Raw genomic sequence first — 12,039 nt, 5'->3', positions numbered from 1 at the left:
CCCCTGATCATGGGCTGCATCGACGGGGCCATCAGCCGCCATCAAATGTCCCCCTGCCGTAATCTTGTCATCTGGTTTAATCGGCTTAACGCCAACTAATTTCAGCGCATCCTCTTCGTTCAAACCAGACCGCTCTGACAGGACTGTGCCAATGCTGTCATTCTTCTTGGACACCATCCGCCCCATTCCGAGATTGTTGGCAGTCGTCGTCCCATTGAGTTCATTACCCGCAGCATGGCCCTTCTCGATACGCATCACGCCAAGCGCTTCGGTGCCATAAGGGACCACATCAAACTCTTCGCCCTCGTCCATCAGTTTCCGCATCAAGGCATCCCCATAGCGCGAAGGCACGGCAAGCTCGAACGCCATTTCGCCTGAGAATGAAATACGGAACAGCCGCGCACGCAAACCGCCGCATACAGTGATATTGGCGCAGGCCATAAACTCGAACGCTTCATTTGAAATGTCGAATTCGGGATCAACTATTTTCTGGAGCAATTTGCGTGAATTTGGACCCGCAATCGCATATTGCGCCCATGCTTCCGTCGTGGAGATAAGCTGTACATCCGCATCCGGCATGAGGCACTGGCGCACGAATTCCATATGTTGGTAAACGGGTCCTGCTTTGGCTGTCGTCGTCGTGACCACGAAATGATCCTCTGCAAGACGCGCTGCAGTGCCATCATCCATCGCGATCCCGTCTTCGCGCAGCATCAAGCCATAACGCACTTTGCCCACAGGGACTTTGGCGAAGGGATTGCAATAGACTTTGTTGAGGAAACTCGCCGCATCCGCCCCCTGAACATCGATTTTGCCGAGCGTCGTGCAATCGCAGACACCAACGGACGCCCGCGTTTGACGCACCTCGCGGTCGACGGATTCGCGCCAATGGGTTTCCCCTTCAATCGGGAACCATTGGGCGCGGAGCCAATTACCGACTTCGACAAACACAGCGCCGCGTTCTTTCGCCCAAAAATGCGAGGGCGTCAGACGTGTTGGATGAAACTCCATGCCGCGCATACGCCCTGCAAACGCGCCGATAGCGACGGGCGTGTAAGGTGGACGGAAGATTGTTGTCCCGACATCTGGAATGCCTTTGCCCGCAATCTCGGCTATTATGGCCAGACCGCCCATGTTGGATGTCTTCCCTTGATCCGTCGCCATGCCCAAGGTCGTGTAACGCTTGAGATGCTCAACGGAGCGGAACCCTTCTTGATGCGCGAGCTGCACGTCTTTCACAGTTACATCGTTCTGTTGATCGAGCCACGCGCGCTTGCATCCTTCGACATACCAAAACGCAGATTGCTCCACGGGCGCATCATCGGCCTGAGGAATGTCAGCAGGTTTAATGCCAAGCGCGTCCGCTGCACCGTTTGCCCCCGACATTAGCGCACCATGCGTTGACAGATCACCGCTCGCGGCGCCCGCGACGGACATGCCTGGGGGCAGTGTTCCGCCTGGAACGAATGCAGACAAATCTGCGTTCCATGTCGGGCGGCCCCGCTGATGGCAGGTCAAATGCACATTCGGGTTCCAGCCACCTGAGACGCCCAATGCCCCACATTCCACCGTGCGCGTTGATCCGTCGGCTTGCTTGATCTCAACGAAGGTCAGGCCAAGCCGCCCTTTGGTGTTGATCACTTGCGCGCCTGCGAGCACCTCATAATCCATCGACATTGGCGCATCAGTGCGTGTGTCGATCACAGCGGTAATTTTCACGCCTTTGGCATGCAAGTCCGCCGCTGTCCGATGTCCATCATCGCAGGAGGTAAACACTGCAATACGCTGTGCGGGTGTTGCCGCCCAACGGTTGGCATATGAGCGTATCGCAGAGGCGAGCATGATACCCGGGCGATCGTTGTTTTCAAAAGCTATGGGACGTTCAATCGCTCCAGCACAAAGGATTGTTTTACCCGCATAGAGCCGCCACAGGATTTGACGAGGCTTCCCAGAGGCAGGTTCAAGCAAGTGATCCGAAACACGTTCCACCGCTCCATAAATCCCATGATCGAAAGCCCCGATCACGGTTGTGCGCGTCATCAGTCTGACGTTCGGCATCGCTGCCAGTTCGGCGACGGTCTGCGCGACCCAATCAAGCCCAGACTGGCCATCGACCTCTTGTCGTTCACTCAACAGACGCCCGCCTAGCGCGAAATCTTCATCAGCTAAGATGACTTCTTTCCCTGCACGCCCAGCGGTCAAAGCCGCCATCAAACCAGCAGGCCCCGCACCAACAACCAAGAGATCGCAATGGCGAAAGCCTTTGTCATATTGATCGGGGTCTTCCTGCATTGAAAGCGCACCAAGACCCGCCGCGCGGCGGATTATCGGCTCGTAGACCTTTTCCCAAAACGGCGCAGGCCACATGAAGGTCTTGTAATAAAAGCCAGCCGCGAGAAAATCCGAAGCGGCGTCGTTTATCGCGAGCGCATCAAATTTCACCGAAGGCCAACAGTTTTGGGAACGGGCAGTCAGCCCATCAAACAACTCTGCGGTTGTCGCGCGGGTATTAGGTTCGGCCCGATCCCCAGCGCGCAGGGTTACAATCGCATTTGGCTCTTCGCTCCCTGCACTCAAGGGGCCGCGCGGGCGGTGGTATTTGAACGACCTCCCCATAAGGCGCACGCCATTGGCCAGTAGAGCAGAAGCAAGCGTATCCCCCGCATGCCCTGTGAACGTCTTTCCATCAAACTTGAACGACAGTTTTGAATTGCGATCAATCTGGCCGCCATCCAGCCTGTTCACCTGTTGCCTTACGCCGATCATTTGGAACGTCCTTTTGCACGCGCTACATCGCGGGCCATTTCAACTTTTGAAATCTCATGGGTGCGCGTATCTCGTGTCACCACAAGCCACGAACGGTCCCCGCCTTCATGGAACCAAAGTTCCCTGAGCAGCCCAGCGGGGTTGTCCCGCAGATAGGCATAATCGTGGAAATCCGCCTGAGCGGTTTCCAATGTTGGGTCAGGACGCTCGATCAGACTGGCATCGCCCAAGTAGACAAATTCGGCACTATCGCGCGGACCAAGGAGTGGGTGATTAATAATCATCAGTGCAAATTGGGCTGATTGCCCACCCCTTTTTCATCAATCATGTGACCAGTTCTAAAGCGATTAAAGCGATAGTCTGTTGCCGTTTCATGTGGGCTATCCGTGGCGAGCAAATGCGCAAAGGTGTAGCCAGAGGCAGGCGTTGCTTTGAAGCCGCCGTAACACCAACCCCCATTGAAATAGAGCCCCTCGATATGGGTGCGATCAATAATGGGCGAGCCGTCCATGGACATATCCATGATCCCCCCCCACATCCTGAGCAAGCGCGCGCGACCAATCATCGGCATGATCGCCATCCCCCCTTCGCAGACGTCCTCTACGACGGGCAGGTTCCCGCGTTGCGCGTAAGAATTATACCCGTCCAAATCGCCGCCGAACACCAGACCACCTTTGTCAGACTGGCTGACATAGAAGTGCCCTGCGCCGAACGTGATAACCCCCGGAAGAACTGGCTTCAGACCTTCCGATACGAAGGCTTGCAACACATGGCTTTCAATCGGCAGACGCATGTTGGCCATGCTCATCAAGCGACCGGAATTGCCAGCGACTGCACAGCCAACTTTACCAGCGCCAATGAAGCCACGGGATGTCTCCACACCTTTGCACACGCCGTTTTCGATCCGAAATCCCGTGACCTCGCAATTTTGAATGATATCGACGCCATGGCTATCAGCACTGCGCGCATAGCCCCAAGCGACCGCATCATGGCGCACCGTTCCGCCGCGCCGCTGCGCGAGACCGCCCTTGATGGGAAAGCGTTGATCGTCAAATTTCAAGAACGGATATTCAGCGCGAATTTGCGCCTCGTCTAAATATTCAGCATCTGCACCATTCAGGATCATCGCGTTGCCGCGCCGCACAAAGGCATCGCGCTGCGCATCTGAGTGAATAAGGTTCATAATGCCGCGCTGCGATACCATCGCGTTATAGTTCAGATCTTGCTCTAACCCTTCCCAAAGCTTGAGCGAAAATTCATAGAACGGCTCATTACCGTCCAAGAGATAGTTAGACCGAATGATCGTCGTGTTGCGGCCAACGTTGCCGCCACCGATCCAGCCCTTTTCGATCACCGCAATATTCTTTTTCTTATAGGCTTTCGACAGATAGTGCGCGGTTGCGAGCCCGTGCCCACCGCCACCGATAATCACAATATCATAACTCGCCTTAGGCTCAGGTTCACGCCATGCCGGCTTCCAACCTTTGTGGCCTGTCAAAGCCTCTTTGATGACCTTGAATCCAGAATATCGCATGCTTTGGACCTCCACCGCCCAATGTCGTCGAATAGCGCACTTAAAAAATGCTGAAACGCGACAAAACCGAGTGCAATCGAGCCGACTCTGCGCGTTGTTGTGCAAGAAAGATCATCACAAACAACTACACACAAGAAAAAAACTTGATTGAGAGGAAAAAAATGTCAGACTGATTTCAGTTGCCATACCGTCAATGCAGATTCGCAATTGACGCTTCCGAATTAATACTGAGATGGCGGCAATAGACTTATCGCGACGCCTAGATCGCGGAGAACAGGGAGAAGACAATGAAAAGATCAACAACCGCTTTGGCGGCTTGTATGCTTGTGGGCCTGCCAATGGTAGGCTTTGCAGAAGACAGTAGCGACCCGATCGTTATTCCGATCCACAACTGGTCAAGTCAGATTGTGATGTCAAACGTCGTTGGCCAAATCCTAGAAGGTATGGGCAACAACGTTGAGTACGTCACAACCGACAGTCAAGCGGTATATGAATCGGTGCGGCTTGGCGATGTAACAATGGAGCTGGAAGTCTGGGAAGGCGCGTTTGGCGCATCTTTCCGTGCAGCTTTGGAAAAAGGCGGCATCGTTGATGTTGGCGATCACAACGCAGTCACACGCGAAGACTGGTGGTATCCAATGTGGACCAAAGATGCATGCCCTGGCCTGCCATCTTGGGAAGCTCTGAACGATTGCGCAGCTTTGTTTGCGACAGCGGAAACCGGCGACAAAGGTCGCTACCTTGATGGTCCAGTTGACTGGCTCAAGCATGGTAAAGAACGCGTTGACGCACTCGGTATGGACTTCGTTGTAATCAACGCGGGTTCTGCGGCAGCTCTATGGGCCGAAATCGGCGCAGCCGAAGCTGACAAAAAGCCAGTGGTTGTGTTCAACTGGACGCCGAACTTTGCCGAAGCGGTTTGGCCCGGTGAGTTCGTTGAATTCCCAGAGTGGGTAGACGGCTGTGACAAAGACCCATCGGTTGGTCCAAACCCTGATGCGCTTTATGACTGTGGCAACCCTGCGAAAGGGTACCTCAAGAAAGCCGCTTGGGAAGGCATGGAAGCTAAATGGCCAGCAGCTTACGCAACGCTGGAGAAGATTTCCTTCACCAACCCACAGATCGCTGAAATGGCAAAACTCGTCGATATCGACGAATTGGAGCCAGAAGAAGCGGCTGAAGAGTGGCTTGCAGCGAACGAAGATGTTTGGATGGCTTGGACTAAATAAGTCCCGCTCGCCCATTAATGACAAAGGCCTCGCCCGAGCAGATTGGGCGGGGCTGTTCATACAGGATTGCACATGACCGACAACGCCCCCGTTATTTCTGCCAAAAACGTTTGGAAAATCTTCGGCACTGATCCGGAAGCTTATTTAAAGAAGATGCCAGAGGGGCACAGCTTTGATGACATTCGCGCAGATGGCTATATTGCGGGTGTCAAAGACGTCTCAATCGACGTGTCTCGCGGTGAGATGCTCGTCATTATGGGGCTCTCGGGCTCTGGGAAATCCACCTTGGTACGTTGTTTCTCGCGCCTTCATGACATCACAGGCGGCACGATTGAAGTTGAGGGGCAGGACATCATGTCCTTGTCCGAAAAAGAACTCATCGAGCTACGCCGCAACAAGATGGGCATGGTATTCCAAAGCTTCGGTTTGCTGCCCCATCGCACGGTTCTCGACAATGTCGCCTTCCCCTTGGAAATGCGCGGTCAGGACAAACACACGCGCCGCGAACGCGCGCTTGAGGTGATCAAACTGGTCGGCCTTGAAGGGCGCGAGGACTATTTCCCGCGCGAGTTATCTGGTGGCCAACAGCAACGTGTCGGCATCGCGCGCTCTTTGGCGATTGAACCCGATATCTGGTTCTTGGATGAACCGTTCTCTGCACTCGATCCACTGATCCGCCGAGAAATGCAGGATGAATTTCTGAGGCTTCAACAGCTTTTGAACAAAACCATTGTCTTTATCACGCACGACTTCGACGAAGCTCTGCGCCTCGCGGATCGTATTGCCATTATGAAAGACGGCGCAGTCGAGCAATGCGACACGCCTGATCAGATCGTATTGCACCCCGCGACGGAATATGTGCGCAAGTTTACCGAAGAAATCGACAAAGCCCGTGTCGTCCAAACGGAGACCTTGATCGAGGCAGGCCTGTCGGGTGAAGGCGAAGCAATCGACGCCGCAGCGACGATCCAGAGTATCGCCAAGCTGCTTATTCAGGATACGCGCAAGGCTATTCCAGTTGCCAAAGAGGGCAATGTGATCGGAGCGATGAAGCGCGAAACCGCGCTTGCGATCTTGGTGGGAACCGATTGATGATTGAAGGCATAGGCAAACCATTGAACCGTCAGAGAACCACCGCCCTTTTGGTGGGTATCGCAATCTTTCTGACCGCATTGCAGTTTCTGGGCCTTCTGCCCGCTGCGCTGCATCGTCTGCCTGAGGTCTTGGTTCCCAATTTCGCCTACTACCTCGACGCGATCTTTAACTTCGTCAAAGAAGACTTGGGCCTGCTGACCCTCACCCGCTGGCTTACCGGATTGCTGGAAACGGTTCTGGACACGACCGCCAACCTTTTGTTCGGCAAACGCCGATGGCCGAATCTGGGTCCCATCCCATGGACAGCCATCGCCGCATCAATGGCCGTGTTGGGGTACTATCTCGGCGGCTGGAAAATGGCCGCTTTGGTTGCGTTTACCTTCTGCTGGACCGCGCTCGTGGGCCAATGGAAAATCGCGATGCAAACCATGTCTGTCTTAGTTGTCGCCGCGCCAACCGCCTTTATTATCGGCCTGTCACTGGGCATCGCCGCCTGGAAATCACCTGCCTTCGACAAGGTACTGAAACCCATTTTGTCCGTCCTGCAGACCTTGCCGTTTTTCACATACCTTCTGCCAGCCGTGATCTTCTTCAAAGTCGGCCCAACCGCTGGCGCCGTCGCAACGACAATCTACGCAATTCCCCCGATGATCCTGATGACCACGCTCGGCCTGCAAAAGGTCAGCCCCGAGGTTGTCGAAGCCGGTCACATGAGCGGATGCACCAAGTACCAGCTCTTGCGCTACGTCTATCTCCCTTCAGCTCGCACAGAAATTTTGGTTGGCGTGAACCAAGTTATCATGCTTTGTCTTGCGATGGTGGTTCTCACGGCCTTCATCGGTATGCCCGGTCTGGGCGCAAAGCTGCTTGCGATGATGGGCAGTTTCAAGCTGGGGCGCTCGTTTGAAATTGGCGTCACGATTGTGCTGCTTGCCGTTACCCTAGATCGTATGTCCAAAGCATGGGTGGTCAAACAACCCGAACACTTCGAACGTGGTACACCTTGGTGGAAACGTCACATCATATTGCTTCTATCAATTGGCACCTTTGTCTTCTTTTGCATCATCGCTCAGTTCATCGAAATCGCATCAGAGGTTGGCCGCAAACAAAGCCTCTCTATGGGCAAGGAAATGGACACAGCGATCAAATGGTTCCTCAATATTGAGTGGGTCAAAGCAAGCACCGGCTTCCTGCGGGCCTTCGTGAACGTTCAAATCCTCATTCCCTTTCGCAATTTCCTACTCGCCATTCCAACACCTGCTTTCATCCTCTTGATTACTGCCTTCGCACTGTGGCTCGCTGGTCGACGCCAAGCCATAATTGCATGCATTTTCTTCTCGCTCGTTGCACTCTCTGGCTGGTGGGATCGATCCGTTATCACGCTCTATTCCGTGATCTCAGCGGTCACGATTGCGATGTTGCTGGGCCTGCCGATTGCTATCTTTGCAGCGCGCACAGAAAAATGGTCAACACGACTGCCTTTGGTCTGCGACACGGCGCAAACCTTCCCCAGCTTTGTTTATCTGATCCCAGCGATCATGCTCTTTGGCATCACCGATATCGCGGTGATCTTTTCCATTTTGATCTTCGCCATGGTGCCCTTGATCCGCTACACAATCGAGGGCCTGCGCACGGTGCCGCCAGAAGTCATCGAGGCCGCAGAAATGTCGGGCGCAACGCGTATGCAAAAACTGATCAACGTAGAATTACCCCTTGCCCTGCCCACGATGGCAGTTGGGTTTAACCAGGCCATCATGTTCGCGTTCTTCATGGTAATCATCGCCGCGTTTATCGGAACTCAAGATTTGGGTCAGGAATTGCAACGAACCTTGGCGGGCACCGATCTAGGTAAAAACTTCGTGCTGGGTATCTGTGTATCTTTGATGGCGTTGACCTTCGATCTGACCATTTTGAAATGGTCATCTGATCGCAAGAAGATATTGGGCCTTGAGGAATAAGAAAACCGGCTGACAAGCAAAAGCAATTAACCCGTGCCTTGGGCATAGCGGGTCAATTTTTTAGCCAGCACGCCAATCGCAACGTGTAAAACCACGGTGAGGCAGGCAAGAACGATCAAACTGGCAAACATCAAATCGATCTTGGCGCGACCATTGGCGAGAAGCATCAAATACCCCAGACCTTTCGAGGCCCCGACCCATTCACCGATAACGGCGCCAATCGGCGCATAAACCGCCGCGAGCCTGAGCCCTGACCCAAGACTGGGGAGCGCTTGCGGGATTTGTATGCGCTTCATGAAATGCCATTTCTTCGCGCCCAGCGAAATCGACAGATCGCGGTACCCACTGTCCATCCGCGTCAGCCCATCATGAAACGCTGACGTAACCGGGAAATAGATGATCAAAACCGCCATCACAATTTTGGACCCCATTCCATAGCCGAACCATAGGGTGAGCAATGGCGCCAACGCAAAGACAGGCACCGCCTGCGTAAACACCAAGATGGGCAACATCAGCCGCTCTGCCATCTTCGACATCGCAAGTTGAATGGCCGTTGCCACGCCTAAGGCCGTCCCGATCAGCAAGCCAAGAACGACTTCTATCGCCGTGACCCAAGTATTTTCTGCAATGATAACGCGGCTTTTATAAGCGGCCTGCGCCACGCGCCACGGAGAGGGAAGTATAAAGTGGGGGGCCGCTGTCACCACCACAATCGCCTGCCAGAGGCCAAGCCCGACCAACATCGCGACAAGAATATCGGACGCCTTCATGCCGCCTCCCCCCTTAAATGTGCGAGCAACGCGCCTTGGCATTTCAGCGTCTCATCTGCGGTGACATTTCGCGGTGGCGCGCTGTCGGGAACGGGCCATATCCGAACCTGATCGGGCGACATAACCGCAATCTGATGCGCCAGGCGCGCCGCCTCGGCAGGGTCATGCGTGACCAACAGAACCGTTCGCCCCTGTAAGAGATCCGCAGCCAAATCTTGCATATCAGCCCGTGTTCCCGCGTCGAGCGCAGAGAACGGTTCGTCCAAAAACACGATAGAGCGATCTTCAAACAAGGTCCGCGCGAGCGCTGCGCGTTGACGCATACCACCCGACAAAGTCGCCGGTTTCTTATCCGCATGCCCAGACAATCCAACCCGCGCCAAAAGACTACGTGCGCGTGCCCGATCTGGGGTTTCCCCCCGCAACTGTGCGCCGATACAAACGTTTTCCACCAAATTGAGCCACGGCAGCAATAAGTCCGACTGCGCCATGTAACTGATCCGCTCCGTCAGTGGCGCGCCGTCGCTTGCGGCAAACTCCCCTTTGAAAGTCCCGCCCGTTTCCAAACCAAGGATCAATCGCAAGATCGTCGATTTGCCTACCCCAGACCGCCCGAGCAAACACGTCCATTGCCCGCCAGTGATATGCAATTCCGTATCGAACAAAACCCGCTCTTCGATACGGTGTTGCCCCTTGAGATAGATACCCGGCGCGCGGCTCATGCGCCCTTGAGCCCCATCTGCCAAAATCCGATTTCAAGGGTCGTTGCCATAGTAAACCGATCTTGCAAACGCGCCGCTCGCGGCGCACCGGACAAGTCTCCAATGCGACTCTCCACAGCACTGTCTATCATCGCGCCAACGCTTTCGCAGACCGCTTGATAGTCGGGATCAGCATAGGTTTCGATCCATTCCGCATAAGGCGTATCTGGCGCTTTGCTCTTGGCAAGCCGCAAGCCGATTTCGCCATACCCCATCACACATGGGGCCAAGGCGGCCATGAGGTCCAGGAAATCCCCTTGTAGCCCAGCATCCATCACAAACCGCGTATAGGCGAGGTTCTCCACTGCTTCACGCGCATTGAATAACGTTGCTTCCTCGATGCCAGCAGCCGCGCAGGTCTTCACATGCAATGACATCTCGTGATTGACCAGCGCATTGACGGTGCCCGCGCAGATTTTCATCTCATCAATCGTTTCTGACTTGACCACAGCGAGCGACCAAGCGCGCGAGAAATGGACAAGGAAAACGTAATCCTGAACCAAGTAGAGCAAGAACGCGGCGCGGGGCAGTGTGCCATTTTCCAACCCTCGGACGAAGGCATGATGCGTATAGTCATCCCAAGCCTCGCCTGCTCCTTCGCGCCAAAGCGCGAAGGTTTTTCCGTAATTGGGCGCCATCACTTGGCCGTCACATCGATAGCAATTTTGGAAACCGCGTTAAGCGATGGGATCAGACCAGCCCCATGCAAGAACGCCTCAAAGGTTTCATAGCGCCCCTCATCCATCGCCGTTGGACGCAACGCAAAGCGCGGCAACGTATCGACCCATGCTTTTGCATTTAGCTCATCTTGTAGCTCAGCGGAGGTCCCCGCAAAGATGTCCCAACTCTCTTCAGGATGGTTCACAATGTACTGCGTCGCCTTTTCGGTCGCAGCCAGAAACCGCGCAATCAAGTCTTTGTCCATCGTTTCGGTGTTGGCTACATAGATCAGTTCATCATAGGGCGGCAGGCCTTCTTCTTCGACGAAAAAGCAATTGCCCTCGACGCCTTCGATTTCCATCTGGTTAAGTTCAAAGTTTCTGTATGCACCAATGACCGCATCCACCTGCCCTGACATTAGCGACGGCGAAAGGGACCAGTTCACGTTGACGAGTTCGACATCTGCAAGCGACAAACCGTGGTGCCGTAAAATCGATCCCAAAACAGCCTCTTCCACGCCTCCAACCGAGAAACCGACCTTACGACCTGCCAAATCGGCCGGTGATTTGATCGGCCCATCCGCAAGCGCGAGCAAGCAGTTCAACGGCGTCGCCACCAAAGTCCCTACGCGTTGCAGCGGCAACCCTTCATGAATTTGCAGGTGCAGCTGCGGTTGATAAGAGATTGCAAGCTCCGCTTTGCCAGCCGCAACCAGTTTGGGGGGATCAGACGGATCAGCAGGCGCGATGATTTCAACCTCGAGGTCCTGCTCCGCAAAATACCCCTTTTCCTGCGCGACAATAATTGGCCCGTGATCTGGATTGATAAACCAATCCAGCAGAACCGTCATTTCATCGCTCGCCAAAAGTGGCGTCGCTGCAAGTGAAATAGCAGCAGTTAGGGAAGTCAGTTTCATCTCAGTAGTCTTTCTGTTGGGGCACATCGCCCATTGCGATTAATTCGATGTCACCGCTCCAATAGGAGCGTAGAAATGTCGCCGCTTGCCACGCGCGCAAACCCGAGCGGCATGCGAAAACCGCGCGCTGATTGAGGGCGGGCGCAGGTTTGGCTGCTTGGAACTGCGCCAAACTCATCCTCTGGGCATGGGGCGTAACGGGAAAAGCGGCTTCATCTGCGCCGCGTAATTCAACGACAAAGTCTGCAGAATTGACGTCCGCGGCGGCGATAAAGGTCAGGTCAGGTTCTGGATCAGGCGCCGCGTCAAAACGAAAGCCGCTTGAGCGAAAATTGCTTAGATCAAACCGG

The 12,039-nt window shown here is 54.6% G+C and carries 10 protein-coding genes and 1 pseudogene; 3 read left to right on the top strand and 8 right to left on the bottom strand.

The window, feature by feature from the left end:
* The 3 genes from ABJQ89_RS00095 to ABJQ89_RS00085 form a co-directional block, all read right to left on the bottom strand.
* Nucleotides 1-2,766 (bottom strand): sarcosine oxidase subunit alpha family protein (locus ABJQ89_RS00095; RefSeq protein ID WP_348494246.1); only part of this gene is annotated, 2,766 nt, incomplete at its 3' end.
* A complete protein-coding gene (locus tag ABJQ89_RS00090) occupies nt 2,763-3,050 on the bottom strand; it encodes a sarcosine oxidase subunit delta (RefSeq protein WP_348494245.1) in 288 nt (95 codons plus the stop codon). The genes ABJQ89_RS00090 and ABJQ89_RS00095, both read right to left, overlap by 4 nt.
* On the bottom strand, nt 3,050-4,300 hold the full coding sequence (locus ABJQ89_RS00085; RefSeq protein ID WP_348494244.1) for a sarcosine oxidase subunit beta family protein: 1,251 nt from the start codon (nt 4,298-4,300) through the stop codon (nt 3,050-3,052). The genes ABJQ89_RS00090 and ABJQ89_RS00085 overlap by 1 nt, the downstream gene beginning before the upstream one ends.
* Before the next feature lie 287 nt (nt 4,301-4,587).
* Here ABJQ89_RS00085 and ABJQ89_RS00080 point away from each other — a divergent pair, with 287 nt between their 5' ends.
* The 3 genes from ABJQ89_RS00080 to ABJQ89_RS00070 all read left to right on the top strand — a co-directional run bounded on the left by ABJQ89_RS00080 (nt 4,588) and on the right by ABJQ89_RS00070 (nt 8,582).
* A complete protein-coding gene (locus ABJQ89_RS00080; RefSeq protein WP_348494243.1) occupies nt 4,588-5,529 on the top strand; it encodes an ABC transporter substrate-binding protein in 942 nt (313 codons plus the stop codon).
* A 72-nt stretch (nt 5,530-5,601) separates the two neighbouring features.
* A complete protein-coding gene (locus tag ABJQ89_RS00075; RefSeq protein WP_348494242.1) occupies nt 5,602-6,621 on the top strand; it encodes a glycine betaine/L-proline ABC transporter ATP-binding protein in 1,020 nt (339 codons plus the stop codon).
* Complete coding sequence (locus ABJQ89_RS00070; protein WP_348494241.1) at nt 6,621-8,582, top strand: ABC transporter permease subunit; 1,962 nt, start codon at nt 6,621-6,623, stop codon at nt 8,580-8,582. Before ABJQ89_RS00075 ends, ABJQ89_RS00070 begins: the two co-directional genes overlap by 1 nt.
* Nucleotides 8,583-8,608: 26 nt before the next feature.
* Here the strand turns inward: ABJQ89_RS00070 and ABJQ89_RS00065 are convergent, their stop codons facing one another.
* The 5 genes and pseudogenes from ABJQ89_RS00065 to ABJQ89_RS00045 form a co-directional block, all read right to left on the bottom strand.
* Entirely contained in the window at nt 8,609-9,352 is a 744-nt protein-coding gene (locus ABJQ89_RS00065; protein WP_348494240.1) for an ABC transporter permease, read from the bottom strand.
* Entirely contained in the window at nt 9,349-10,074 is a 726-nt protein-coding gene (locus ABJQ89_RS00060) for an ABC transporter ATP-binding protein (RefSeq protein WP_348494239.1), read from the bottom strand. The genes ABJQ89_RS00065 and ABJQ89_RS00060 overlap by 4 nt, the downstream gene beginning before the upstream one ends.
* Nucleotides 10,071-10,751, bottom strand: coding sequence for a thiaminase II (tenA, locus tag ABJQ89_RS00055; RefSeq protein ID WP_348494238.1), 681 nt, complete (start codon nt 10,749-10,751; stop codon nt 10,071-10,073). The genes ABJQ89_RS00060 and tenA overlap by 4 nt, the downstream gene beginning before the upstream one ends.
* Nucleotides 10,751-11,689, bottom strand: coding sequence for an ABC transporter substrate-binding protein (locus ABJQ89_RS00050; protein ID WP_348494237.1), 939 nt, complete (start codon nt 11,687-11,689; stop codon nt 10,751-10,753). Before ABJQ89_RS00050 ends, tenA begins: the two co-directional genes overlap by 1 nt.
* A gap of 1 nt (nt 11,690) precedes the next feature.
* A pseudogene (locus tag ABJQ89_RS00045) lies at nt 11,691-12,039 on the bottom strand (HesA/MoeB/ThiF family protein); the annotation flags it as partial.

The organism is Planktotalea sp., assembly GCF_039984035.1.
Lineage (GTDB): Bacteria > Pseudomonadota > Alphaproteobacteria > Rhodobacterales > Rhodobacteraceae > Planktotalea.
The sequence above is the reverse complement of the archived record's forward strand: the minus strand, read 5'-3'. Positions and strand labels throughout refer to the sequence as shown.

Excerpts from the sequence above, each read along its gene's own strand:
- ABJQ89_RS00090 (WP_348494245.1), bottom strand. The coding sequence starts at position 3,050 with ATGATTATTAATCACCCACTCCTTGGTCCGCGCGATAGTGCCGAATTT.
- ABJQ89_RS00085 (WP_348494244.1), bottom strand. The coding sequence starts at position 4,300 with ATGCGATATTCTGGATTCAAGGTCATCAAAGAGGCTTTGACAGGCCAC.
- ABJQ89_RS00080 (WP_348494243.1), top strand. The coding sequence starts at position 4,588 with ATGAAAAGATCAACAACCGCTTTGGCGGCTTGTATGCTTGTGGGCCTG.
- ABJQ89_RS00075 (WP_348494242.1), top strand. The coding sequence starts at position 5,602 with ATGACCGACAACGCCCCCGTTATTTCTGCCAAAAACGTTTGGAAAATC.
- ABJQ89_RS00070 (WP_348494241.1), top strand. The coding sequence starts at position 6,621 with ATGATTGAAGGCATAGGCAAACCATTGAACCGTCAGAGAACCACCGCC.
- ABJQ89_RS00065 (WP_348494240.1), bottom strand. The coding sequence starts at position 9,352 with ATGAAGGCGTCCGATATTCTTGTCGCGATGTTGGTCGGGCTTGGCCTC.
- ABJQ89_RS00060 (WP_348494239.1), bottom strand. The coding sequence starts at position 10,074 with ATGAGCCGCGCGCCGGGTATCTATCTCAAGGGGCAACACCGTATCGAA.
- tenA (WP_348494238.1), bottom strand. The coding sequence starts at position 10,751 with ATGGCGCCCAATTACGGAAAAACCTTCGCGCTTTGGCGCGAAGGAGCA.
- ABJQ89_RS00050 (WP_348494237.1), bottom strand. The coding sequence starts at position 11,689 with ATGAAACTGACTTCCCTAACTGCTGCTATTTCACTTGCAGCGACGCCA.